Raw genomic sequence first — 23519 nt, forward strand, 5'->3', positions numbered from 1 at the left:
CGACTACATCGAGCGCTTCTACAATCCGCGGCGACGCCACTCGAAGCTGGGCTATCTCAGCCCCATGGCGTCCGAGGACCGCGATATGCAAACCTAACCCCGTGTCCACGGAACCGGCAGCAGCCCATTCATCGACCGCTGGCCGAAGGGCTTCTTTGAAGAACGCGCCGAGGAGCTCTTCTGATGCTCTTCGAATACGCGGTGGAGCCGCAGGCAATCGGCTCAAGCTGGCAGACGTTCCTGTACCTAATCGAGAAGTTCGGTTTTGATCGGGGGCGGCTGATTTCGCGGTTGCCGGGAAAATGGGAGAAGAAGGTCATACAGGCCGCGAAAGAGGCGGGCGTTCCGGACATTCGGATGGCAAGCATTGTCGAGCGCCTGAGGAACGCCAAGTTGGCTGTGGTTGATCTTAATCGACCCTATGATTCTGAAAAGTCGTGGATTGAAAATGCTCTGACCGAGCACGGGCGCGCCCCTTTCCATGCGATCATTGCCCGGCAAAATCTTGGCGGAAACGCGGTCGTATTACCTGTCGCGGATATCGACGAGAACCGGCCGCTGATGGCAGCGGCACAAGATCGCGCGGTACCACGGGAGAGTGAATCCATCGCTGGAGCGCTGAGTGGCTTTCTTCGAGCCAGCACTCGCATTCTTTTCGTCGATCCGTTTTTTGACCCGTACAACGCGCGCTACAAGAGCACGCTTCGGGCGTGCCTCGCAGTCGTAAAAACGGATAACCCAGGCGCGGCTTGCGAAATCCACTACCGCTACCACAACAACAAGCCGACCAATGCCGAACTGGAGCGGGAGGCGGCCCGGCTGTTCAATGGAGTGATCCCAGAGGGTCTGGCCGTTTCAGTCTATTGCTGGCGGGAGAGGAACGGCGGAGCCGATTTCCACGCACGTTACCTGCTAACCGACCGTGGCGGTGTCGGCATCGACGCTGGATTCTCGGCCGAAGGCGGGCATCAAACTACGGACATGCATCTCATGGGCGTCATGCTATCGCAGGTCAGACTTGCAGCGTTCTCGAGAGATGCAACCGAATTCGAGCTTATGGAGCCAGTCTTGGAGATCCGATCGGATGGCAGTGTTCGTCGAATTTGAACCATTGGGCACATGTGCTTGCCTATCGCGCACCCGGGCGTAGTCCAGCATTGCCCGTTCCAAAGCCGCGCGGGGTGGCATGCGTTCGATTTTGTCCGGAAGCCGTTCTTCGAAGGCAGGGCGGTAAGCCGCGGCCGGAGGGCAGACAATGGTGGGCTGAGAAGGTGCCGTCGCGTAGGCGGTAGGCGGTAGGCGAAGGTGTCGCGGTCACGAGGAGTGGCCGCGCCTGCGCTGAGCATGCGGTCCTTGGCGTCACAGCATCCAACTTGATCGACTTCGATCCAGAACTGGCGGAAGTTCGATTTCTGTTCCTTCTCGAAACGTGCCCCTGAAATCGAAGTGTTCAGCTGACACGTGATTATCCAACGCAATTTCAACAGCTTGGTGGAAATTCACCAAATAGGCGCAGTCATGAGGTCCGGAGAATTTCGGCCCTGAGAGACCGCTTCCGGACCTTCTGGCGCCGGCACCAGTGCTCAGCCCCACCCGCATAACCCTCGAATACAACGGGAAAATCCTGCCGCAGCCGGATCGGGAGAACGCTTTCGCTGGGGCAAGTGGCGGAGCCGAAGGGATTCGAACCCTCGAGACGTTGCCGTCTGCACCCTTAGCAGGGGTGTGCCTTCGACCACTCGGCCACAGCTCCGCCGATGCGTATAGGGGGGAGACAACCGGGAAACAAGGCCGAAAATCCGGGGCGGGTGCCGCCCGCAACGCAAAGGGCCCCCGCCTTTCGGCAGAGGCCCCGTCAGCAGGCAGACGACTGGCTTACACCACCCGTTCGACCATCATCTTCTTGATCTCGGCAATCGCCTTGGCCGGATTCAGCCCCTTGGGGCAGGTCTTGGCGCAGTTCATGATCGTGTGGCAGCGGTAGAGCTTGAACGGATCTTCCAGATCGTCCAGACGCTCACCCGTCGCCTCGTCGCGGCTGTCGATGATCCAGCGATAGGCGTGCAGCAGGGCCGCCGGCCCGAGGTAACGGTCAGAGTTCCACCAGTAGCTGGGGCAGGAGGTCGAGCAGCAGGCGCACATCACGCATTCATAAAGGCCGTCAAGCTTCTTGCGGTCGCCGATGGACTGCTGCCATTCCCGCGCAGGCTCGTTGGTCTTGGTTTCCAGCCAGGGCATGATGCTGGCATGCTGGGCGTAGAACAGCGTCAGGTCGGGGATCAGGTCCTTGACCACCGGCATATGCGGCAGCGGGTAGATCTTGACGTCATCCTTCACCTCATCGAGGCCATAGATGCAGGCCAGCGTGTTGATGCCGTCGATGTTCATCGCGCAGGACCCGCAGATCCCCTCGCGGCAGGACCGGCGGAAGGTCAGGGTGGGGTCGACCTCGTTCTTGATCTTGATCAGCGCGTCCAGGATCATCGGGCCGCACTTGTCCATGTCGAGGAAGTAGGTGTCCACCCGCGGGTTTTCCCCGTCATCGGGGTTCCAGCGGTAGATCTTGAACTTGCGGACGTTCTTGCCGTCCGGCTTCGGCCAGGTCTTGCCGACGCGGATCTTCGAGTTCTTGGGAAGTGTGAACTGAACCATTTGTTAGGTTTCCCTTCCAGTCATTCCGGGGGTCTGGCGGCCAAGGCGGGTGCTGGCCGGAGGTCTGGCATCTGCGGGGCGGGGCGGCGGGTCATGGCGCGGCGCCGCGTTGATAGAGCGGGCGGGTCGGGTATTCACCGGACTTGCGCACCACGCAGGCGGTATAGGCCGCCGACGGGTCGCCAGAGCTGATGCTGGGGGCGAACTCCACCTCGAAATCGGTGACGACACCGCCGTTCGAGGAGACTCCTGCCTTCGCCCTGCCCGAGATCGGCGGCGGGGTGGCAAAGCGGTCGGCGCAGAAGGCTTCGGCCCGGGCAACCGGGATCGGGCCGCAGCTGGCGAGGGCAAGCCCCGCCAGCGCCAGCACATATCCCGGCCGCAGCGGCATCAGTAGACCCGTGCCTTCGGCGCGATCTTCTTCATGTCGATCCCGCCCTGCGCCTCGGTGGTCAGCGGTTCCAGATGCACCGGACGGCTGGACAGCGAGACAGAAGCGCCATCGACATGCGCAAGGCTGTGAACACGCCAGTTCACGTCATCGCGGCTGGGGTAATCCTCATGCGCATGGGCGCCGCGGGACTCCTTGCGCGCCTCGGCCGCCACGATGGTGGCAAGCGCGTTCGGCATCAGGTTCTGCAGCTCCAGCGTTTCCATCAGGTCGCTGTTCCACACCAGGCTGCGGTCGGTGACCTTGATGTCGGCCATCTTGCCGGCCACCGCGATCATCTTCTCGACGCCTTCGGCCAGCGTTTTGTCGGTGCGGAACACCGCCGCGTCCGATTGCATGGTGCGCTGCATTTCCAGCCGCAGGTCGGCCGTCGGGATCGCGCCCGAGGCATGGCGGGCGGCGTCGAAGCGGGCCAGGCCCTGATCGATGCTGGCCTTGTTAGCTGCCGGGGTCGCATCGGCCGGGTTCACGATTTCCGCAGCGCGGATCGCGGCGGCGCGGCCGAAGACCACGAGGTCGATCAGCGAGTTCGAGCCCAGACGGTTGGCCCCGTGGACCGATGCGCAACCGGCCTCACCCACCGCCATCAGGCCCGGGAACACCGCATCGGGGTTGCCCGGCTGCGGGTTGAGCACTTCGCCCCAATAGTTGGTGGGGATGCCGCCCATGTTGTAATGCACGGTCGGCAGCACCGGGATCGGCTCTTTCGTCAGATCGACACCGGCAAAGATCCGGGCGCTTTCGGAAATGCCCGGCAGACGCTCGTTCAGCGTTTCCGGCGGCAGGTGGTTGAGGTGCAGGTAGATGTGGTCCTTGTCGGGGCCCACGCCGCGGCCCTCGCGGATTTCCATCGTCATGCAGCGGCTGACCACATCCCGCGAGGCCAGATCCTTGTAGGTCGGTGCGTAGCGTTCCATGAACCGCTCGCCTTCCGAGTTGGTCAGGTAGCCGCCTTCGCCGCGGGCGCCCTCGGTGATCAGGCAGCCCGAGCCATAGATGCCGGTCGGGTGGAACTGCACGAACTCCATGTCCTGCAGCGGCAGGCCGGCGCGGGCAACCATGCCGCCCCCGTCGCCGGTGCAGGTATGGGCGCTTGTCGCGCTGAAATAGGCGCGGCCATAGCCGCCCGTGGCCAGCACGACCATCTTGGCGCTGAACACATGCATGGTACCGTCATCGAGCTTCCAGGCCAGAACGCCGGTGCAGCGGCCATTCTCCATGATCAGGTCGATGGCGAAATACTCGATGTAGAATTCCGCGTTGTGCTTGAGCGACTGGCCATAGAGCGTGTGCAGGATGGCGTGGCCGGTGCGGTCGGCGGCGGCGCAGGTGCGCTGCACCGGCGGGCCTTCGCCGTATTCGGTGGTGTGGCCGCCGAAGGGGCGCTGGTAGATCCGGCCCTCCTCGGTGCGGCTGAACGGCACGCCGTAATGCTCCAGCTCATACACCGCCTTGGGCGCTTCCCGCGCGAGGTATTCCATCGCGTCGGTATCGCCCAGCCAGTCCGACCCCTTTACGGTGTCGTACATATGCCATTGCCAGCTGTCGGGGCCCATGTTGCCAAGGCTGGCGGCGATGCCGCCCTGGGCTGCCACGGTATGGGACCGGGTCGGGAACACCTTGGTCACGCAGGCGGTGCGAAGCCCCTGTTCCGCCATGCCCAGTGTCGCGCGAAGGCCAGAGCCCCCGGCGCCAACCACCACGACGTCATAGATATGCGTCTCGTAATCGTAAGCTGCCATTTGTCTTCGTCCTTGCCTCAGAGCGCGATCTTCGCCAGGGCGAACAGCCCCGTCGCCGTCACCGCCCAAGAGAGCGAAATGGCGCCGATGATCAGCGCCTTGCGGGTGGTGCCTTGTGCATAGTCCTCGATCATCGTCGTCGCACCCTTGGCGAAGTGCCGCATCGAGGCCACCAGCGTCAGGCCGGTGAGGATGGCGATGAAGGGCCGCGCGAAGAAGGCCAGAACCTCTTCATGCGAGCCGCCAAGTGCGCGCCCGAAGGCGATCACGAAGGCGGGGATCAGGAAGGCCAGCGCCACCGAGGACACCATCATGAACCAGTGATGCTCGGTGCCGGTATGTGCGGCGCCCTTGGGATTGGCGCGCTTGCGGTCGGTGATGTAACGCATGTCAGCCCCCTCAGATCACGATCAAGGTCAGCACGGTCAGCACGACCGAGCCGATGACGACACCCCAGCCCAGCTTCTCGGCCGTCGGAATGTCGAGGCCATGGCCCGAATCCCAGATCAGGTGCCGCAGCCCCGCCAGGTAGTGATAAGCCACCGCCCAGAGCGAGAGGAACAGCACGATATTGCCGAACCACGAGGTGACGACCGCATCGGCGGTGGCGAACTGTTCGGGGCCTGCCGCCGCTGCCACCAGCCACCACACGAACAGCACGGTCCCGACGATCAGGCCGTTGCCGGTGATCCGGGTCAGGATCGAGGTGATCGAGGTCAGCTGCGGGCGATAGACCTGAAGGTGGGGGGAGAGTGGCCGGATGACCCGGTTGGACTCAGCCATGATGGATTCCTTCTGTGTCTGGCAACCCGTCGGAGATGTCGGCGGGCGGGCTTGTTTTCCCGATATTCAATAGCGGGTTTTTCGGGCAAGTCACGCCCCGGATGCTTTCAAAGCGTCGGACGATGGGTATTGCACTGCAGAAAATCAGCTTTGTGATCACCAATTTTCGGGGCGTGATCACAGTTTGCGCTAACGCCGGGCGGTGTGGCGGGGGAGGCGGCGTCCTGCGCAGGCGGTCAATGCGCCACGTTGTTGGGCGGGATGGCGGCGGACTATGCTAGGATCGGGGTCAGGTGCCGCCATGAACCGCTGCCCGGCCCGGCAGCACCCGGCAGGGGAGGATCGCGCGTGACCCAAAAGCCCGAGGACCGGCCCGGTTTCGCCGAGATGTCGGCCCTGTTCTGGCCGGCAGCCACCGGGGCCGCGCTCACCACCGCCTGGTTCGATGCCTGGCACAGGGAGTTCAGCTTTGCCGCCGCAGCCGCGGGAATGATGGCGCGGCCACCGCCGGACTGGGCCAGCCCGAACCGCGTGGCGCTCGACCTTGCCACGATGGAGCTGCGCGACTTCTCGGCTCCGGCCCCGGCCCCGGACCCGCGGGCAGAGGCGGTGCCGGTCCTGATCGCCGCGCCCCATGCCGGCAACAGCCCCACGCTGGTCGATCTGGCGCCGGGGCAGAGCCTGGTGCAGGTTCTGCTGGAAGCTGGGCTGCAGCGGGTGCTGGTCACCGACTGGAAGACGGCGACCCATCCGATGCGCGATCTGGGCATCGACGCCTATCTGGCCGATCTGGATATGGCGGTGGATGGCCTCGGCGGACAGGTCAATCTGGTCGGCATCTGCCAGGGCGGCTGGATGTCGGCCATGTATGCGGCACTGTTCCCGGGGAAGGTGCGCAGCCTCGTGCTGGCCGGCGCGCCCATCGACACGGCGGCCGGGGCGGGACGGCCGGGGATGCTCGCGAGCAGCCTGCCGCTCGGGGTCTATCGGCAACTGGTCGGCATGGGGCAGGGCCGGATGTCCGGCCGCTACCTGATGGAAAGCTGGAAAACCCTGCATCCCGGCCATTACCTCGGCCGGATGCTGGAGCTGCACCGCGACTTCGCCGCCCATGGCGATCTGGCCCGCAGCGACGCCTTCCAGCGCTGGATCGACGCCGCGCTGGACCTGCCCGGCCGCTATTACCTGCAGGTGATCGAAGAGCTGTTCCAGCAGAACCAGCTGGCGCGGGGATGCTTTGCCGGGCTGGGCCGCACCCTGTCGCTAGGGGACGTCATGTGCCCGGTCTGGCTGCTGGCGGGCGAGGCCGATGACATCGCCCCCGCCGCGCAGGTGCTGGCCGCCGCCGCCCTGCTGGGCACGCCCGAGGCCGAGATCGTGCAGCAAAGCCTGCCCGCCGATCACCTCGGCCTGTTCATCGGCGCGCCCGCCTTGCAGGAGGCCTGGCCCGCCATCGCCCGCTGGATCGCCGACAAGGGCGGCGCCTAGAGCGGCATCAGCGCCCAATAGTCGAGGTCCAGCAGCACCTCGGGCAGATACTTGCCATCGGTTCCGCGCAGCGCAAACGGCTCTGCGCCCTGCTTGGTCGCCACCAGCCGCAGCCGGATCGCGCCGACGCCGGGCGCCGAAGTCTCCGCCTTGTCCAGCACCTCGGACCAGGCCTTGACGGTATCGCCTGCGAAGCACGGGTTGGCATGGGCACCGCCGTTCAGCGCCACGATCATCTGCGCATTCGCGAGCCCGTTGAAGGACAGCGCCCGCGCCAGGCTGATGACATGGCCGCCATAGATCAGCCGCCGCCCGTCGGGCCGGAAGGTGGCATCGAAATGCACCTTGGCGGTGTTTTGCCACAGGCGCGTGGCGATCATGTGCTCGGCTTCCTCGATGGTCACGCCATCGACATGGTCGATCTGCTCGCCCACCGCATAGTCACTCCAGCGATGCGGTTCGCCCGCCAGCGCGAAATCGTAGCCCTCGAAGGTCAGACCCTCCGGCACTACCAGATCCGCAGGCGCCACCACCTTGGCCAGCACCGGCACCACCGGATCGGGCGCAGGCGCATCGGCCCGCGCCTTGCGGACCATCACCCACCGCACATATTCCAGCACCGTCTCGCCGCGCTGGTTCAAACCCCGCGTGCGCACATACACATTCCCCGAAGCGCCATTCGAGTTCTCTTTCAGTCCGATCACCTCGGACTGCGCGCGCAGCGTGTCGCCGGGATAGACCGCTCCCAGCCAGCGCCCCTCGGCATAGCCAAGGTTGGCCACCGCGTTCAGGCTGATATCCGGCACTGTCTTGCCGAACACCGTGTGAAAGGCGATCAGGTCATCCACCGGGCTTTGCGGCAGCCCGCAGGCCTGCGCGAAGGCGTCCGACGAATAGAGCGCCCCCCGGGCCGGGTAGAGCGCGTGATACAAGGCGCGCTCCCCGCCCGAGACGGTGCGCGGCACCGCATGGTCGATCACCTCGCCGATGCGATACTCCTCAAAGAACCGGCCCGGGTTGGTCTTCATTCACTGCTCTCCCAGCTTCATCTCGGGGTGGTAGTCCCCGGGCACTTCCTTCACCACCGCCTGACCGCAGCGCATCACACCGCGCGCCGCGTCAAAGGCATAGGTCGGACTGCCATGCAACTCCCACCCCTTGGACAGGGCAAGGCTGACCTTGTGGCAAAAGGCCGAGGTGTCGTCTTCGGTCAGCAGGCGATAGAGTTTCATTTTCATCCGTAGGTTCCCAGGAATGGATTGTAGCCGAGCCAGATGTGGACAGCGGCGATCAGCCCGAACAACACCAGCGTGCCGACAAGGTTCATCGCGTCGCCCTTGACTCCGCGCACCGGCGCCGGTCGCTGCCACGGCGTGCGGTTGATGACGGCCATTTCCACCAGCGCCCAGAGGCCGATGCCGCCGAACAGCACCAGCGAGGCGAGATCGCCGTTGACCAGCAGGTGTGCGCCCGACCAGATCACCGTGCCCCACAGCATCGGATGGCGCATCTTCGGGTACAGCGTGCCCTTGGTGCCGCCGACCCCGAACAGGAAGACCGAGATCAGCATCAGCGTGTTGTTGGCATGGCCCATGCCCGGCAGCGGCGTATAGACCGGCATATGCCCCGCACTGCGGTAGCCGATCACCATCAGTACCAGCGCGGCACCGAGCGCGATGGCGACATAGCCCTTGCCGCGGTCACCCAGATTGGCGCGGGCATCGGGCGCCGCGCGCTTGAACAGATGCGCGCCCCACCACAGCAGGAGTCCCAAGATCAGAAGCGTCATGGCTGGCCTTTCAGCTTGCGTGCAATGCGGCAATCGCCTCCGCTTTTGCCAGAGTCTGCCGCGCGGTCACGATATGCAGGTTTTCGACGATCCTGCCATCCACGACTGCGACACCCAGCCCCTGCGCCTCGGCCTCCTCGAAGGCGGCGATCTGCCGGCGGGCGAGGTCGATCTCGGCCTGCGACGGCGCAAAGGCGGTGTTCGCGATGTCCAGCTGCGCGGGATGGATCAGCGTCTTGCCGTCAAAGCCCATGTCGCGGCCCTGCTCGCATTCGGCCAGCAGGCCAGCCTCATCCTTGAAGGCATTGTAGACGCCATCGACGATGGTCAGCCCATGCGCCCGCGCCGCCAGCAGGCACAGCCCCAGCCCCGCCTGCATGGCAAGGCGGTCGGCGCGGAAGCGGCTGCCGAGCTCCTTGGCGAGGTCATTGGTGCCCATCACCATCCCCGCCAGCCGCGGATGCGCGGCGATGCTGGCAGCGTTCAGCATCCCCAGCGCGGTTTCCATCATCGCCCAGAGCGGCACATCCGGAATCAGCGCCGCGACGGCATCGAGGTCTGCGGGGGTAGAGACCTTGGGGATCAGGATCGCATCCACCTTCGCCCCGGCTGCAATCGCCGTGGCAAAGGCTGCCACGTCATCCCGGCCCCAGTCGCTGTCCAGCCCGTTGATCCGCACGATCCGCGCGCGCGGGCCATAATCGGCCTCGGCCAGAACCTGCGCCAGCAGCGCCCGCGCCGCCGGTTTCTCCTCCGCCGCCACGGCATCCTCGAGGTCGAAGATGATCGCATCGGCCGGCAGATCCTTGGCCTTCTCCAGCGCCCGCTCCTTGGAGCCGGGGATATACAGCACCGACCGGAAGGGGCGGGCGCGCCCGTCTGTGACCGCAGCCATGATTCTCTCCTCGCAACTTTGTTTCGCCAAGGACCACATACGCGGCAGATTCGGCAACCCCGGAATTGCCGCAGCGCAGCGGGCGCTTGGCATCGGCGCGCATCGTTAACCAATTATTACCAAGGTAGGCCGCAGTCTTTGCCCATACCGCGCCCCTTGCCGGGGCAGAGTCATCGGGGCACAGGTCATGCAACACAAACTCTTCGCACTCTCGCTCGGCTTTGCAGGAATGTTCCTCGCGGCGCAGGCCGCCTTTGCGGAAGGCGGCCCCAGCTGCGGCATCCGCGCCTCGGTGGTGGAACGGCTCGCCGCCACCTACGGCGAAACCCGCCGCGGCATCGGCCTTGCCACCGGCAACGCTGTCGTGGAGGTCTTCGCCTCGGATGCCACCGGCACCTGGACGATCACCGTCACCCTGCCCGATGGCCGCACCTGCCTCATGGCCTCGGGCCAGCATTACGAGGCGATGGTCGAGTCCCTGCCGCCCGAAGGCACCGACGCCTGACCCTCAGCCCGCCGCCGCCTGCCACAGCAGCCGCAGCGAGACCAGCAGCAGCGCCCATGTCACCAGCGCGAAGAACAGCTTCTCGGGCAGCACCTTGACCAGCTTCAAGCCGGCGAACACCGCAAGGCTCGCCGGCAGCATCAGCACCGCCGCCACCTTCAGATTTTCCACCGACAATTGCCCCAGCGCCCAGTAGGGGACCAGCTTCACCGCATTCACCACGGCAAAGAACAGCGTCGTGGTGCCGGCGAAGACCGTCTTCTCCATCCGCTGCGGCAGCACATAGACCTGAAAGGGCGGCGCGCCGGCATGGCTGACAAAGCTGGTGAACCCCGCCAGCGCGCCCCAGAACAGCCCCGGCCCCACATCGGCGCCGCGCTGCTCCGGGATCGTCCGGCGCAGCAGCAGGTTCAACGAGAACACCAGCCCGATCAGCCCCACCAGCCCGGTCACCGCGCGTTCCGGCACCACGCTGGCCGTCGCCCAGCCAAGCGCGATGCCCACGACCGCGCCCGGGATCAGGATCGCCAGATTGCGCCGGTCGAACGACCGCCGGAACGCCCAGACCCCGAACATGTCCGACACCACATAGACTGGCAGCAGCAGCCCCGCCGCCATCACCGGCGGCATCACCAGCGACAGGATCGGCACCGACAGCATCCCGGTCACCGGCAGCCCGCCCTTGGCCGCGCCGACCAGCACGGCGGCGGTCAGTGCCGCCACCCAGAACAGCACGGAATCTTCCACGCCCGCCTCGCATTTCACAGAATCGCCCGCCCACCGCAGGCCCCCGCGCCCGGTTTTCGGGCGGCGGCCGCCCGGCGCGCCGGCTCTTTAGCGCAAACATCGGCGCTGATCCATCCGCAAACCCCGCCGGGCCCGCGCCGCACTTGCACGGCGGGCCGTGACAGACTACGCATCCCCGCGTCAGCTGCGCTTCCCATGCTGGAAGCGCCTGCGTCACAGTCATAACCTGACCCGGAGGAATTCATGGCCAGACCCAAGATTGCGCTGATCGGCGCCGGTCAGATCGGCGGCACGCTCGCCCATCTCGCTGCGATCAAGGAACTCGGGGATGTCGTCCTGTTCGACATCTCGGAAGGCACGCCGCAGGGCAAGGCGCTCGACATCGCCGAATCCGGCCCCTCCGAAGGCTTCGATGCCGTGATGAAGGGCACCAACGATTACGCCGACATCGCCGGTGCCGATGTCTGCATCGTCACCGCCGGCGTCCCGCGCAAGCCGGGGATGAGCCGCGATGACCTGCTGGGCATCAACCTCAAGGTGATGAAGGCCGTGGGCGAGGGCATCAAGACCCACGCGCCGGACGCCTTCGTGATCTGCATCACCAACCCGCTTGACGCGATGGTCTGGGCGCTGCGCGAATTCTCGGGCCTGCCGCACAACAAGGTCGTCGGCATGGCCGGCGTGCTGGATAGCGCCCGCTTCCGCCACTTCCTGTCGGTGGAATTCGGCGTGTCGATGCGCGACGTCACCGCCTTCGTGCTGGGCGGCCATGGCGACACGATGGTGCCGCTGGTCCGCTACTCGACCGTTGGCGGCATCCCGCTGCCCGACCTCGTGGACCTCGGCTGGACCACGCAGGACAAGCTTGACGCGATCGTGCAGCGCACCCGCGATGGCGGCGCCGAGATCGTCGGCCTGCTGAAGACCGGCTCGGCCTTCTACGCGCCGGCGACCAGCGCCATCGAGATGGCCGAGGCCTATCTCAAGGACCAGAAGCGCGTGCTGCCCTGCGCCGCCTATGTGAAGGGCGCGCTCGGCCTCGACGGGATGTATGTGGGCGTGCCCACCATCATCGGCGCCGGCGGGATCGAGAAGGTCATCGACATCAAGATGACCAAGGACGAACAGGCGATGTTCCAGAAGTCGGTCGACGCCGTGAAGGGCCTCGTCGACGCCTGCAAGGCCATCGACCCCTCGCTGGCCTGATCTTCCGCCTTGTTGCACGAAGGGCCGCGCCGCCAAGGCGCGGCCCTTTCCGTTTGCGCGCCCGTGTGCAAGCCGGCCATTTCCCCCGCGACCGGTCTGTGGCAGGTAAGCAGACAGACCGACGAGGAGTGCCCCGGATGACCGACCCCACCTCCGCTGATCCCCGCGACGGCGTCGTCTTCGCCGCCACCGGCGAGGGCTTCACCCGGCTGGCGATCGAGGCGGCGCGCAGCCTGCGCGCCACCAATCCCGGCCTTGCGGTTGACCTGTTCACCGATGGTCCCGTAGACGACCCGGTCTTCGACCGCGTCCACCAGCTTGGCCGCAGCTGGTTCCGCCCCAAGTTCGAGGCGCTGCGCCGCTCGCGGTTCCAGCGCACGATCTGCCTTGATGCCGATGTGATCATCGTGGCCGACCTGCGCGACGTGTTCGAGGTGCTGGGCCGCTTCGATCTCGTCGCCACGCATGAACAGCGCCGCAATACCGCCTCGGCGATGCGGCAACTGACGCGGCCGATGCCCGCCGCCTTCCCGCAGATCAACGGCGGCATGATCGGTATCCGCCAGTCGCCCGCCACACTGGCCTTCATCGACCTTGTGGAGCGCACCATGGTCGAGGGCAATCACGGCCGCGACCAGTATGTGCTGCGCGAGCTGCTGTTCGACAGCGACCTGCGGATCTGGGTGCTGCCGCCCGAATACAACCTGATGGCGGTACGGCAGGTCGAGGTGCAGGGGACCAAGTTCACCGCCCCGCGGGTGCTGCACCTGCCGCGGCTGCATGACCATGTGAAGGGCAGCACAAAGCGGCTGGAAAGCCCGGCCGCGGTGATCGGCCCGGCGCTGTGGCGGCACATCCAGCGGATGATCGCCGCCGACATGACGCTTGGCGGCACCGGCAAGCGCCTTGCCCGGCCAGTGGACCGGGGCGTCTTCGGCAGCCTGCGGGCGATTTCGGCCAATGCGGCGCTGGGGCTGTCGCGGTTGCTCGGCCGCTGACCTGTTAGCGCCACCTGATTCGGCGCCCGTCACAGGGGCGATTCATGCGAAATCCAGGCATGAATCGGATTGTGATCACAGGTTTCAAACCCGTGATCACAAAACCCGCAAAAGCGGCTGCAAACCGCCGATCCCACCGAAATTCCTTTTGCCGCCAAGGAAGCTGTGCCATTCAGCCCCAAATTGAACCAGCATGGGACGCTACCATGAACATCCACGAATACCAGGCGAAGGCGCTTCTGCGCAGCTACGGCTGCCCGGTCTCGGACGGCCGGATCGTCCTGCGCGCCGAAGAGGCCAAGACCTGCGCCAGCGAGCTTGACGGCCCGCTCTGGGTCATCAAGGCCCAGATCCATGCAGGCGGCCGCGGCAAGGGCTCCTTCAAGGAGGCCGAGGCCGGCGAAAAAGGCGGCGTGCGCCTTGCCAAATCGGTCGAAGAGGCCGAGGCGATGACCAAGCAGATGCTGGGCCGCACCCTCGTGACCCACCAGACCGGCCCCGCCGGCAAGCAGGTCAACCGCATCTACATCGAGGACGGCAGCGACATCGCCCGCGAGCTGTATCTTGCGCTGCTGGTCGACCGCGCTTCCAGCCGCGTGTCCTTCGTCGTCTCGACCGAGGGCGGCATGGACATCGAGGAAGTGGCAGCCCACACCCCCGAGAAGATCATGTCCTTCAGCGTCGATCCGGCCTCGGGCCTGTCCGACTTCCACGGCCGCCGCGTCGCCTTCGCCCTCGGGCTTGAAGGCGGGCAGGTCAAGCAATGCGTCCAGCTGGTCAAGAACCTCTACCGCGCCTTCATCGAGAAGGACATGGAGATGCTCGAGATCAACCCGCTGATCGTGACCCCCGACGGGATGATCAAGTGCCTCGACGCCAAGATCGGCTTCGACAACAACGCCCTCTACCGCCAGTCCGACATCATGGCGCTGCGCGACGAGACCGAGGAAGACTCCAAGGAACTCGCCGCCTCGAAGTTCGACCTGAACTACATCGCGCTCGATGGTGAGATCGGCTGCATGGTCAACGGCGCCGGTCTGGCGATGGCGACGATGGACATCATCAAGCTCTACGGCGCCGAGCCTGCCAACTTCCTCGACGTCGGCGGCGGCGCCACCAAGGAGAAGGTGACCGAGGCGTTCAAGATCATCACCTCTGACCCCAACGTCAAAGGCATCCTCGTGAACATCTTCGGCGGCATCATGCGCTGCGACATCATCGCCGAGGGCGTCATCGCCGCGGTGAAGGAAGTCGGCCTGCAGGTTCCGCTGGTCGTGCGCCTTGAGGGCACGAACGTCGAACTGGGGAAAGAGATCATCCGGAACTCCGGCCTCAACGTGATCGCGGCCGACGATCTGTCGGACGCGGCCAAGAAAATCGTCAAAGCGGTGAAGGGCTGAGAACTTGCGTCGTAAACTTCCTGCTCTGGTTCTATGTGTCATCGGGAGTGCAGCTTCTGCTGTCTCTGCCGGTGACGAAGAGACCTTTGTCAGGGAGTTTATGAGCCTCTGCGTCCGTCACATGCCCTCCTTCGATTCTGCAACGACTGTCGCGGTTTCGATGGGATACAGACCAGTGTCACCCGAGGAGTTCGGCATTGCTCTCCAAGAAAACACCCTTGGGACGTGGGGTAGGCAAATCTCGGAAGACAACATCGCGCTGTTCGAGCTGAGCGACGCAGCGATTCCGGACGAAGTAAAGCCAATGTTTGGCGAAGATCGCCTTTCACGATGCTCGCTTGGGTTGCTTCCGCAAAGTGCGGGCGTCAGCGCAGACGTGGTCTCTCGAGTTATTTCCGACGAATTTCGCCTTGGCCCCTATCGCTCGGAATTTGTGAACAGCGGAAACAGAACACGTGTTTGGACGACCTACACAAACTTCGTGAAGTCGGACCTTTCACTCTTAGAAATCCAGAGCGCCGACGGATCGACCGTCAATCTGGCGCTCGTTGCACCTTACTCGGAATAAGGACAAGTCATGGCCGTTCTCGTCAATTCGAACACCAAGGTCATCTGTCAGGGCTTCACCGGCTCGCAGGGCACCTTCCACTCCGAACAAGCCATCGCCTACGGCACCAAGATGGTCGGCGGCGTGACCCCGGGCAAGGGCGGCACCACGCACCTGAACCTGCCGGTCTTCAACTCGGTCCACGAGGCCAAGGAACGCACCGGCGCCAATGCCTCGGCGATCTACGTTCCGCCGCCCTTCGCCGCCGACTCGATCCTCGAGGCGATCGACGCCGAGATGGAGCTGATCGTCTGCATCACCGAAGGCATCCCGGTGCTGGACATGATGCGCGTCAAGCGCGCCCTGCTGAACTCGAAATCGCGCCTGATCGGCCCGAACTGCCCCGGCGTGATGACGCCGGACGAATGCAAGATCGGCATCATGCCGGGCAGCATCTTCAAGCGCGGTTCGGTCGGCGTCGTGTCCCGGTCGGGCACGCTGACCTATGAGGCCGTGAAGCAGACCACCGACGTTGGCCTTGGCCAGTCCTCGGCTGTCGGCATCGGCGGCGACCCGATCAAGGGCACCGAGCACCTTGACGTGCTCGAGATGTTCCTGGCCGACCCCGAAACCCACTCGATCATCATGATCGGGGAAATCGGCGGCGCTGCCGAAGAAGAAGCCGCGCAGTTCCTGGCCGATGAAAAGCGGCGCGGCCGCTGGAAGCCCACCGCGGGCTTCATCGCCGGGCGCACCGCGCCTCCGGGCCGCCGCATGGGCCATGCCGGTGCCATCGTTTCGGGCGGCAAGGGCGACGCGGAGTCGAAGATCGAGGCGATGAAATCCGCCGGGATCATCGTTGCCGACAGCCCCGCCGGTCTGGGCGAAGCCGTGCTGAAGGCCATCAGCCTGTAATCAGGCCGCAAATCTGTGCCGGAGCGGTCCCCGCTCCGGCACTGTGTTCACCTGCAAAGGCCCTTCGCCGCGCTGCGGCACGGGCCAACCCGGAGCCCGACCCTCGATGGTCATGGTCAGCCATAGGCGCGACGCCCCCCGCCGGGCGCGCAACACGGCAGGCGCCCAAGCCCGGATGCGGCAGGCGCCGCTGGTGTGGCCTTTGGCATCGCTTCCCGCGACTTCGCCGCTTGCAATCCCGCCTGTCGCGCCGCGCGCGCCCACCTTGACGTGTCGTCAGGGTGCGTGCCCGGCTTGCACTCGCAACCCCGGCGCTTCGGCCCGCGTTGGTTCCCTGAACCTCCGCGCCAACTCCGGCCCCCGCTCCGGCCGCGCCGCCCGATCATCCCGGCTCTGCCCGGCCCCGCTCTCCCGCCCGATCCCGGGCACCGACAACCGGCTTGCCGCCAACGAGGTCCAGACATGACCGACCAGTCCCCCAACGATCTTCTGCACGCCTCCAGCTTCCTGCAGGGCCATAACGCGGAATATATCGAGCAACTTTATGCCCGCTATGCCGCCGACCCCTCTGCGGTTGATGCCGCTTGGGCCGATTTCTTCAAAAGCCTCGGCGATGCCGAGATGGACGTGAAGAAAGAGGCCGCCGGCGCCTCCTGGACGCGCGCCGACTGGCCGCCGATGCCGAATGACGACCTGACCGCGGCGCTGACCGGCGAATGGCCGGCTGCCATGCGCGAGATCAAGGGCGCCGGCGCCAAGATCAAGGAAGTTGCCGCCGAAAAGGGCGTGTCCGTCAGCGACGAGCAGGTCAAGCGCGCCGTGCTGGATTCGATCCGCGCGATCATGATCATCCGCGCCTACCGGATCCGCGGCCACCTTGCAGCCGACCTCGACCCGCTGGGGATGACCAGCCAGACCCCGCACCCGGAACTCGACCCCAAATCCTACGGCTTCACCGAAGCCGACATGGACCGCCCGATCTTCCTCGACAACGTCCTCGGCCTGCAGATCGCTTCGATGCGGCAGATCCTCGACATCGTGAAGCGCACCTATTGCGGCACCTTCGCCTTGCAATACATGCACATCTCCGATCCCGAGCAGGCCAGCTGGCTGAAGGAACGGATCGAAGGCTATGGCAAGGAAATCACCTTCACCCGCGAAGGCCGCCGCGCCATCCTGAACAAGCTGGTCGAGGCCGAGGGCTTCGAAAAGTTCCTGCATGTCAAATACATGGGCACCAAGCGCTTCGGCCTCGATGGCGGCGAGGCGCTGATCCCGGCGATGGAACAGATCATCAAGCGCGGCGGCAGTCTTGGCGTGCGTGACGTGGTGATCGGCATGCCGCATCGCGGCCGCCTGTCGGTGCTGGCCAATGTCATGTCCAAGCCGTATCGCGCCATCTTCCACGAATTCCAGGGCGGCAGCTTCAAGCCCGAGGATGTGGATGGTTCGGGCGACGTGAAATACCACCTCGGCGCCTCGTCGGACCGCAGCTTTGACGGCAACACCGTCCACCTGTCGCTGACCGCCAACCCCTCGCACCTCGAGGCGGTGAACCCGGTCGTTCTCGGCAAGGTCCGCGCCAAGCAGTTCCAACTCGGCGACACCACCCGCCATCAGGTGCTGCCCGTGCTGCTGCACGGCGATGCCGCCTTTGCGGGCCAGGGCGTCGTGGCCGAATGCTTCGGCCTCTCGGGCCTGACCGGCCACCGCACCGGCGGGACCATGCATATCGTGGTGAACAACCAGATCGGCTTCACCACCGCGCCGCATTTCAGCCGCTCGTCGCCCTATCCGACCGACATCGCGCTGATGGTCGAGGCGCCGATCTTCCACGTCAACGGCGATGACCCGGAGGCCGTGGTCCACGCCGCGAAGGTCGCCACCGAATTCCGCCAGAAATTCCACAAGGACGTGGTTCTGGACATCTTCTGCTACCGCCGCTTCGGTCACAACGAGGGCGACGAGCCGATGTTCACCAACCCGGCGATGTACAAGCGCATCAAGTCGCACAAGACCACGCTGCAGCTCTATACCGAACGCCTCGTCAAGGACGGGCTGATCCCCGAGGGCGAGATCGAGGACATGAAGGCCGCCTTCCAGGCCAAGCTGAACGAGGAATTCGAGGCCGGCAAGGACTTCAAGCCCAACCGCGCCGACTGGCTGGATGGCCGCTGGTCCGGGCTCGATGCCGAGGGCGCCGAGTATCAGGCCGGCAAGACCGCCATCGCGCCCGAGACGATGGCAGAGATCGGTGCCGCGCTGACCCGCGCGCCCGAAGGCTTCGATCTGCACAAGACCGTCGCCCGCCAGCTCGACTCCAAGGCCAAGATGTTCGAGACCGGCGTCGGCTTCGACTGGGCGACCGCCGAGGCGCTTGCCTTCGGCTCGCTCGCCGTCGAGGGCTATCCGGTGCGCCTGTCCGGCCAGGACTGCATCCGCGGCACCTTCAGCCAGCGGCATTCGGCCTTCATCGACCAGACCACGGAAGAGCGGTACTTCCCGCTCAACCACATCCGCGCGGGTCAGGCCAAGTATGAAGCCATCGACTCGATGCTGTCGGAATACGCGGTGCTCGGCTTCGAATACGGCTACAGCCTTGCCGAACCCAACGCCCTGGTGATGTGGGAGGCGCAGTTCGGCGACTTTGCCAACGGCGCGCAGATCATGTTCGACCAGTTCATCTGCTCGGGTGAGCGCAAGTGGCTGCGGATGTCGGGCCTTGTCATGCTGCTGCCGCACGGCTTCGAAGGGCAGGGGCCGGAACACTCCTCCGCCCGCCTCGAACGCTTCTTGCAGAACTCGGCCGAGGATAACTGGATCGTCGCCAACTGCTCGACCCCGGCGAACTACTTCCACATCCTGCGCCGCCAGATCCACCGCAGCTTCCGCAAGCCGCTGGTGCTGATGACGCCGAAATCGCTGCTGCGCCATCCGCTTGCGGTGTCGGACGCGGCCGCCTTCACCACCGGCTCGCAATTCCACCGCGTGCTGTGGGACGATGCCGAAACCGGCCATTCCGCCACCAAGCTGGCCCCGGATGCCGACATCAAGCGCGTCGTCATGTGTTCGGGCAAGGTCTATTACGACCTGCTGGCCGAACGCGACAAGCGCGGCATCGACGATGTCTACCTGCTGCGGCTGGAACAGTTCTACCCGTTCCCGGCGCAATCCATCGTCAAGGAACTCAGCCGCTTCCTGGGCGCCGAAATCGTCTGGTGCCAGGAAGAACCCAAGAACCAGGGCGCCTGGACCTTCCTCGAACCCAACCTCGAATGGGTTCTGGGCCGCATCGGCGCCACCCACGGCCGTGCCCGCTATGTCGGCCGCGCCGCCTCGGCCTCGCCGGCCACCGGCCTCGCCTCTCGCCACAAGGCAGAGCAGGAAACGCTGGTCAACGAAGCCCTAACGGTCGGAGGATAACCCATGGCCATCGAAGTCCGCGTCCCCACCCTTGGCGAAAGCGTCTCCGAAGCGACCGTTGCCACCTGGTTCAAGAAGGTCGGTGACACCGTCGCCGCCGACGAGATGCTGTGCGAGCTTGAAACCGACAAGGTGACGGTGGAGGTTCCCGCCCCCGCCGCCGGAAAACTGATCGAGATCGTGGCGCCCGAAGGCACCACGGTCGGGGTTGCCGCGCTGCTTGCGCAGATCGCCGAGGCCGGAAATGCCGGCCCCGAAGAAGTGAAGCCGAAGAAAGGCGCCGAAGCCGAAGCTGGCGCGAAAGAGGGCAAGATGACCGATGTGATGGTGCCGACGCTGGGTGAAAGCGTGACCGAGGCGACCGTGGCCACCTGGTTCAAGAAGGTGGGCGACGCGGTCGCGCAGGATGAAATGCTGTGCGAGCTGGAAACCGACAAGGTGTCGGTCGAGGTTCCCAGCCCGGTCGCCGGCGTGCTGACCGAGATCCTGGCGCCCGAAGGCACCACCGTCGATGCCAAGGCCAAGCTGGCCGTCGTGTCGGAAGGCGCCGCCGCGGCGCCCTCCGCGCCGAAGTCGGAAGACGTCTCGCCGGCGCCGGCTGCGGCCACCCCCACCGCCAAGACCAAGGACGTCGAAGACGCGCCCTCGGCCAAGAAGGCGATGGCCGAGGCTGGCCTCTCCTCCGATCAGGTCACCGGCTCGGGCCGCGATGGCCGGATCATGAAGGAAGACGTTGCCCGCGCCGCATCGGCCCCCAAGGCCCCGGCTGCATCGACCTCCGCCCCGACCCCGGCCGCCGCCCCGCGCGCCCCGGTCCCGGCCGAGGATGCCGCCCGCGAAGAGCGGGTGAAGATGACCCGCCTGCGCGCCACCATCGCCCGCCGCCTGAAGGAAGCGCAGAACACCGCCGCCATGCTGACCACCTATAACGAGGTGGACATGTCCGGCATCATGGAGCTGCGCAACGCCTACAAGGACGCCTTCGAGAAGAAGCACGGCGTGAAGATGGGCTTCATGTCCTTCTTCGTGAAGGCCTGCTGCCACGCGCTGAAGGAAGTGCCCGAGGTCAATGCCGAGATCGACGGCGGCGATGTCGTCTACAAGCATTACGTCCACATGGGCGTTGCCGTTGGCACCCCCTCGGGCCTCGTGGTTCCGGTGGTGCGCGACGCCGACCAGATGGGCTTTGCCCAGATCGAGAAGAAGATCGGCGAACTTGGCCTGCGCGCCCGCGACGGCAAGCTGTCGATGGCCGAAATGCAGGGCGGCAGCTTCACCATCTCCAACGGCGGCGTCTATGGCTCGCTGATGTCCTCGCCGATCCTGAACCCGCCGCAATCGGGCATCCTCGGCATGCACAAGATCCAGGACCGCCCGGTCGTGGTGAACGGCCAGATCGTGATCCGCCCGATGATGTATCTGGCGCTGAGCTACGATCACCGGATCGTCGACGGCAAGGGGGCGGTGACGTTCCTGGTGCGGGTCAAGGAAGCGCTGGAGGATCCGCGGCGGTTGCTGGTGGATATTTGAGCTACGTCCCCGTCGTACTTGAAACTTAGGAGACCCGCCCTTGTCACAAGCTAATGCACTTATGGTGACAGGGGCGGTCATCGGTCTTGTTCTTGGCACGTCGATGGGGATTGCCGTTGGCGGAACAGCCTACAACGCAGCTGTTTTTCTGACTCCTCTGGGTGCGTTCATTGGGTGGCTGATCTCCAGAAGTATTGGCGGCCCAACGAAGCATGCGGCAGCAGGCGTAGAGCCGGCGGCCAGCCTGCAGGACAGGCCTCAAGATGCGCTTTCAGAAAACTCGGTTAGTGAAGTGCCAAACCGGAATTTCTTCGAGCATCTTGTCTGGTCTGTGCTCGCACTCTTCGCCACCCTCTGGAATTTTCAAATTGATCTACTGGATAAGGTCGGAGTTCTTCCCACCTTCGTGCGCCAGCCGCTCTTGTTTGTCGGTCTGTGCGTAGTGATCTCGGCATTTTTCCCTCCGGCTCTCGTGATCTACTTTTTCGCGTGGCTGGGTGCCAACCACTTCAAGATATCTGAAGAAACCAGCTACAGGGCCACGATCAAATGACCCCCGAACTCACAGCCCTCGCCCTCGCCGGCCTCCTGCAAGCGGTCCAGTACATGCTCTTCGCCCTTCCGGCGAATATGGAGCTGGGGACCGGCTACACCTCCAGCGCCCGCGACCGGCCGCCGTCCCGCTCGCTAAGCCCGCGCACCGGCCGGCTGCAGCGCGCGCTGAACAACCATTTCGAGGGGCTGATCCTCTTCACCCTCGCCGTGGTCGTGGTCACGCTTGGCGGCCAGGCGACCGGCTTCACCGCCGCCTGCGGCTGGGTCTATCTGGCGATGCGGGTGCTCTACGTGCCCGCCTATGCCCTCGGCTGGGCCCCCTGGCGCTCGGCGATCTGGGGCATCGGCTTCCTTGCGACGGTGGCGATGATCCTCGCCGCCCTGTTCTGACCAAATTCCCATACGGCAATCGTATGTATGAAAACCATATCGTTTCCATACGGTTTCCAGACACCAAAAAGCCTGAAGGAGACTACCATGGCGAGCTTTGATGTGATCGTGATCGGCGCCGGCCCCGGCGGCTATGTCTGCGCCATCCGCTGCGCGCAACTCGGCCTCAAGGTCGCCTGCGTCGAGGGGCGCGAGACGCTTGGCGGCACCTGCCTGAACATCGGCTGCATCCCGTCCAAGGCGCTGCTGAACGCCACCCACCACCTGCACGAGGCGGAACACAACTTCGCCAAGATGGGCCTGAAGGGCAAATCGCCCTCTGTCGATTGGCCGCAGATGCAGGCCTACAAACAAGATGTGGTAGATGGCAATACCAAGGGCATCGAGTTCTTGTTCAAGAAGAACAAGATCACCTGGCTGAAAGGCTGGGGCTCGATACCTGAGCCCGGCAAGGTCAAGGTCGGGGATGAGGTGCATGAGGCGAAGTCCATCGTCATCGCCACCGGCTCCGAACCCGCCTCGCTGCCGGGCGTGGAAGTGGATGAACAGACCGTCGTCACCTCCACCGGCGCGCTCAGCCTGGGCAAGATCCCGAAATCCCTGGTCGTCATCGGCGCCGGCGTGATCGGCCTCGAAATGGGCTCCGTCTACGCCCGCCTCGGCACCAAGGTGACGGTGGTCGAATACCTCGACGCCATCACCCCCGGCATGGACGCGGAAGTCGCCAAGGCCTTCCAGAAAATGCTTGTGAAACAAGGCTTTGAATTCATCATGGGCGCCGCCGTGCAGAAGGTGGACGTGGCCAAAGGCAAGGCCACCGTCACCTACAAACTGCGCAAGGACGACAGCGAAGCGACGCTGGAGGCCGAGACCGTCCTGCTGGCGACGGGCCGCAAACCCTACACCGCCGGCCTCGGGCTGGAGGCGCTTGGCGTCGAAATGCTGCCCCGCGGCATGGTCAAGATCGACGACCATTTCCAGACCAGTGTGAAAGGCATCTACGCCATCGGCGACGCCGTTCCCGGCCCGATGCTGGCGCATAAAGCCGAAGACGAAGGCATGGCCGCGGCCGAAGTTCTTGCAGGAAAACATGGGCATGTGAACTATGGCGTCATCCCCGGCGTCATCTACACCTCGCCCGAGGTGGCCAGCGTCGGCCAGACCGAAGAGCAGCTGAAAGAGGCCGGCCGCGCCTACAAGGTGGGCAAGTTCCCCTTCATGGGCAACGCCCGCGCCAAGGCGGTGTTCATGGGCGACGGCTTCGTGAAGATCCTCGCCGACAAGGACACCGACCGGGTTCTGGGTTGCCACATCATCGGCCCGGCGGCGGGCGACCTGATCCACGAGATCTGCGTGGCGATGGAATTCGGCGCCTCGGCCCAGGATGTCGCGCTGACCTGCCACGCCCACCCCACCTTCTCGGAAGCGGTGCGCGAGGCGGCGCTGGCCTGCGGCGACGGCGCCATACACGCCTGAGATTTCATGGAAATTTCCGGCCCGGGC

24 protein-coding genes and 1 tRNA gene are annotated in these 23519 nt (G+C 65.1%); 14 read left to right on the forward strand and 11 right to left on the reverse strand.

Translation table 11 applies throughout. The features are described 5' to 3' along the window. Together GVY41_RS20610 and GVY41_RS15895 are read left to right on the forward strand one after the other, a co-directional pair. Positions 1 to 97 (forward strand): IS3 family transposase (locus tag GVY41_RS20610; protein ID WP_338082801.1); only part of this gene is annotated, 97 nt, incomplete at its 5' end. An 86-nt stretch (positions 98 to 183) separates the two neighbouring features. Next, entirely contained in the window at positions 184 to 1107 is a 924-nt protein-coding gene (locus tag GVY41_RS15895) for a hypothetical protein (RefSeq protein WP_161348276.1), read from the forward strand. A 558-nt stretch (positions 1108 to 1665) separates the two neighbouring features. Here the strand turns inward: GVY41_RS15895 and GVY41_RS15900 are convergent. The 6 genes from GVY41_RS15900 to sdhC all read right to left on the reverse strand — a co-directional run bounded on the left by GVY41_RS15900 (position 1666) and on the right by sdhC (position 5628). Further along, positions 1666 to 1753 (reverse strand) — tRNA-Ser (locus GVY41_RS15900). 122 nt (positions 1754 to 1875) lie between these two features. After that, entirely contained in the window at positions 1876 to 2652 is a 777-nt protein-coding gene (locus GVY41_RS15905; RefSeq protein WP_161348275.1) for a succinate dehydrogenase iron-sulfur subunit, read from the reverse strand. Between the two features lie 91 nt (positions 2653 to 2743). Continuing rightward, complete coding sequence (locus tag GVY41_RS15910; protein ID WP_161348274.1) at positions 2744 to 3043, reverse strand: hypothetical protein; 300 nt, start codon at positions 3041 to 3043, stop codon at positions 2744 to 2746. After that, positions 3043 to 4845, reverse strand: coding sequence for a succinate dehydrogenase flavoprotein subunit (gene sdhA / locus GVY41_RS15915; protein ID WP_161348273.1), 1803 nt, complete (start codon positions 4843 to 4845; stop codon positions 3043 to 3045). The genes GVY41_RS15910 and sdhA overlap by 1 nt, the downstream gene beginning before the upstream one ends. Before the next feature lie 17 nt (positions 4846 to 4862). Continuing rightward, on the reverse strand, positions 4863 to 5234 hold the full coding sequence (gene sdhD, locus GVY41_RS15920) for a succinate dehydrogenase, hydrophobic membrane anchor protein (RefSeq protein ID WP_161348272.1): 372 nt from the start codon (positions 5232 to 5234) through the stop codon (positions 4863 to 4865). 10 nt (positions 5235 to 5244) lie between these two features. Beyond that, positions 5245 to 5628, reverse strand: a complete 384-nt coding sequence (gene sdhC, locus GVY41_RS15925) for a succinate dehydrogenase, cytochrome b556 subunit (RefSeq protein ID WP_161348271.1) — start codon at positions 5626 to 5628, stop codon at positions 5245 to 5247. Between the two features lie 348 nt (positions 5629 to 5976). Here sdhC and GVY41_RS20615 point away from each other — a divergent pair, with 348 nt between their 5' ends. Continuing rightward, the gene (locus GVY41_RS20615) at positions 5977 to 7116 is read left to right on the forward strand and encodes an alpha/beta fold hydrolase (protein WP_161348270.1); all 1140 of its coding nucleotides are present in this window, start codon (positions 5977 to 5979) and stop codon (positions 7114 to 7116) included. Here GVY41_RS20615 and GVY41_RS15935 read toward each other — a convergent pair. Genes GVY41_RS15935 through GVY41_RS15950 form a run of 4 tightly spaced genes read right to left on the reverse strand, consistent with a single transcriptional unit; the run spans position 7113 to position 9800 of the window. Then, positions 7113 to 8144, reverse strand: a complete 1032-nt coding sequence (locus GVY41_RS15935; protein WP_161348269.1) for a MaoC family dehydratase — start codon at positions 8142 to 8144, stop codon at positions 7113 to 7115. The two genes, GVY41_RS20615 and GVY41_RS15935, sit on opposite strands and share 4 nt — an antisense overlap. Continuing rightward, a complete protein-coding gene (locus GVY41_RS15940; RefSeq protein ID WP_161348268.1) occupies positions 8145 to 8348 on the reverse strand; it encodes a DUF1737 domain-containing protein in 204 nt (67 codons plus the stop codon). 2 nt (positions 8349 to 8350) lie between these two features. Next, positions 8351 to 8905: an NnrU family protein gene (locus tag GVY41_RS15945; protein WP_161348267.1), complete on the reverse strand. Its 555-nt coding sequence runs from the start codon at positions 8903 to 8905 to the stop codon at positions 8351 to 8353. Positions 8906 to 8915: 10 nt separating this feature from the next. Further along, on the reverse strand, positions 8916 to 9800 hold the full coding sequence (locus GVY41_RS15950) for a (3S)-malyl-CoA thioesterase (RefSeq protein ID WP_161348266.1): 885 nt from the start codon (positions 9798 to 9800) through the stop codon (positions 8916 to 8918). A 187-nt stretch (positions 9801 to 9987) separates the two neighbouring features. On the opposite strand from GVY41_RS15950, the gene GVY41_RS15955 reads away from it, so the two are divergent. Beyond that, positions 9988 to 10305, forward strand: a complete 318-nt coding sequence (locus tag GVY41_RS15955; RefSeq protein ID WP_161348265.1) for a hypothetical protein — start codon at positions 9988 to 9990, stop codon at positions 10303 to 10305. A gap of 3 nt (positions 10306 to 10308) precedes the next feature. On the opposite strand, the gene GVY41_RS15960 is transcribed toward GVY41_RS15955, so the two are convergent. Continuing rightward, positions 10309 to 11052 carry a sulfite exporter TauE/SafE family protein gene (locus GVY41_RS15960; RefSeq protein WP_161348264.1) on the reverse strand — a complete coding sequence of 248 codons (744 nt, stop codon included), beginning with the start codon at positions 11050 to 11052 and terminating at the stop codon, positions 10309 to 10311. A gap of 243 nt (positions 11053 to 11295) precedes the next feature. Between GVY41_RS15960 and mdh the strand changes: the two genes are divergently transcribed. The 10 genes from mdh to lpdA all read left to right on the forward strand — a co-directional run bounded on the left by mdh (position 11296) and on the right by lpdA (position 23492). Beyond that, a complete protein-coding gene (gene mdh / locus GVY41_RS15965) occupies positions 11296 to 12258 on the forward strand; it encodes a malate dehydrogenase (RefSeq protein WP_161348263.1) in 963 nt (320 codons plus the stop codon). 137 nt (positions 12259 to 12395) lie between these two features. Next, positions 12396 to 13256 carry a putative nucleotide-diphospho-sugar transferase gene (locus tag GVY41_RS15970; RefSeq protein WP_161348262.1) on the forward strand — a complete coding sequence of 287 codons (861 nt, stop codon included), beginning with the start codon at positions 12396 to 12398 and terminating at the stop codon, positions 13254 to 13256. A gap of 206 nt (positions 13257 to 13462) precedes the next feature. Continuing rightward, on the forward strand, positions 13463 to 14656 hold the full coding sequence (gene sucC, locus GVY41_RS15975) for an ADP-forming succinate--CoA ligase subunit beta (protein WP_161348261.1): 1194 nt from the start codon (positions 13463 to 13465) through the stop codon (positions 14654 to 14656). Positions 14657 to 14660: 4 nt separating this feature from the next. Then, entirely contained in the window at positions 14661 to 15224 is a 564-nt protein-coding gene (locus GVY41_RS15980) for a hypothetical protein (protein WP_161348260.1), read from the forward strand. Positions 15225 to 15233: 9 nt separating this feature from the next. Then, entirely contained in the window at positions 15234 to 16118 is an 885-nt protein-coding gene (gene sucD, locus GVY41_RS15985) for a succinate--CoA ligase subunit alpha (RefSeq protein ID WP_161348259.1), read from the forward strand. 462 nt (positions 16119 to 16580) lie between these two features. Further along, positions 16581 to 19541, forward strand: coding sequence for a 2-oxoglutarate dehydrogenase E1 component (locus GVY41_RS15990; protein ID WP_161348258.1), 2961 nt, complete (start codon positions 16581 to 16583; stop codon positions 19539 to 19541). Between the two features lie 3 nt (positions 19542 to 19544). After that, positions 19545 to 21071: a 2-oxoglutarate dehydrogenase complex dihydrolipoyllysine-residue succinyltransferase gene (odhB, locus tag GVY41_RS15995; RefSeq protein WP_161348257.1), complete on the forward strand. Its 1527-nt coding sequence runs from the start codon at positions 19545 to 19547 to the stop codon at positions 21069 to 21071. Between the two features lie 40 nt (positions 21072 to 21111). Then, positions 21112 to 21624, forward strand: coding sequence for a hypothetical protein (locus tag GVY41_RS16000; protein ID WP_161348256.1), 513 nt, complete (start codon positions 21112 to 21114; stop codon positions 21622 to 21624). Further along, positions 21621 to 22016 carry an MAPEG family protein gene (locus GVY41_RS16005; RefSeq protein ID WP_161348255.1) on the forward strand — a complete coding sequence of 132 codons (396 nt, stop codon included), beginning with the start codon at positions 21621 to 21623 and terminating at the stop codon, positions 22014 to 22016. Before GVY41_RS16000 ends, GVY41_RS16005 begins: the two co-directional genes overlap by 4 nt. Before the next feature lie 87 nt (positions 22017 to 22103). Then, on the forward strand, positions 22104 to 23492 hold the full coding sequence (gene lpdA / locus GVY41_RS16010) for a dihydrolipoyl dehydrogenase (RefSeq protein WP_161348254.1): 1389 nt from the start codon (positions 22104 to 22106) through the stop codon (positions 23490 to 23492). Positions 23493 to 23519: the final 27 nt, after the last annotated feature.

The sequence above is a fragment of the Frigidibacter albus genome (genome assembly GCF_009908165.1).
GTDB lineage: Bacteria > Pseudomonadota > Alphaproteobacteria > Rhodobacterales > Rhodobacteraceae > Frigidibacter > Frigidibacter albus.

Bases quoted from the DNA above. Each gene is read 5' to 3' on its own strand.
- sdhD (WP_161348272.1), bottom strand. From the start codon at position 5,234: ATGCGTTACATCACCGACCGCAAGCGCGCCAATCCCAAGGGCGCCGCA.
- lpdA (WP_161348254.1), top strand. From the start codon at position 22,104: ATGGCGAGCTTTGATGTGATCGTGATCGGCGCCGGCCCCGGCGGCTAT.
- odhB (WP_161348257.1), top strand. From the start codon at position 19,545: ATGGCCATCGAAGTCCGCGTCCCCACCCTTGGCGAAAGCGTCTCCGAA.
- GVY41_RS15935 (WP_161348269.1), bottom strand. From the start codon at position 8,144: ATGAAGACCAACCCGGGCCGGTTCTTTGAGGAGTATCGCATCGGCGAG.
- sucD (WP_161348259.1), top strand. From the start codon at position 15,234: ATGGCCGTTCTCGTCAATTCGAACACCAAGGTCATCTGTCAGGGCTTC.
- GVY41_RS16005 (WP_161348255.1), top strand. From the start codon at position 21,621: ATGACCCCCGAACTCACAGCCCTCGCCCTCGCCGGCCTCCTGCAAGCG.
- GVY41_RS15910 (WP_161348274.1), bottom strand. From the start codon at position 3,043: ATGCCGCTGCGGCCGGGATATGTGCTGGCGCTGGCGGGGCTTGCCCTC.
- GVY41_RS15990 (WP_161348258.1), top strand. From the start codon at position 16,581: ATGACCGACCAGTCCCCCAACGATCTTCTGCACGCCTCCAGCTTCCTG.
- GVY41_RS15895 (WP_161348276.1), top strand. From the start codon at position 184: ATGCTCTTCGAATACGCGGTGGAGCCGCAGGCAATCGGCTCAAGCTGG.
- GVY41_RS15955 (WP_161348265.1), top strand. From the start codon at position 9,988: ATGCAACACAAACTCTTCGCACTCTCGCTCGGCTTTGCAGGAATGTTC.
- mdh (WP_161348263.1), top strand. From the start codon at position 11,296: ATGGCCAGACCCAAGATTGCGCTGATCGGCGCCGGTCAGATCGGCGGC.
- GVY41_RS15970 (WP_161348262.1), top strand. From the start codon at position 12,396: ATGACCGACCCCACCTCCGCTGATCCCCGCGACGGCGTCGTCTTCGCC.
- GVY41_RS15950 (WP_161348266.1), bottom strand. From the start codon at position 9,800: ATGGCTGCGGTCACAGACGGGCGCGCCCGCCCCTTCCGGTCGGTGCTG.
- sucC (WP_161348261.1), top strand. From the start codon at position 13,463: ATGAACATCCACGAATACCAGGCGAAGGCGCTTCTGCGCAGCTACGGC.
- GVY41_RS15905 (WP_161348275.1), bottom strand. From the start codon at position 2,652: ATGGTTCAGTTCACACTTCCCAAGAACTCGAAGATCCGCGTCGGCAAG.
- sdhC (WP_161348271.1), bottom strand. From the start codon at position 5,628: ATGGCTGAGTCCAACCGGGTCATCCGGCCACTCTCCCCCCACCTTCAG.
- sdhA (WP_161348273.1), bottom strand. From the start codon at position 4,845: ATGGCAGCTTACGATTACGAGACGCATATCTATGACGTCGTGGTGGTT.
- GVY41_RS15945 (WP_161348267.1), bottom strand. From the start codon at position 8,905: ATGACGCTTCTGATCTTGGGACTCCTGCTGTGGTGGGGCGCGCATCTG.
- GVY41_RS15940 (WP_161348268.1), bottom strand. From the start codon at position 8,348: ATGAAACTCTATCGCCTGCTGACCGAAGACGACACCTCGGCCTTTTGC.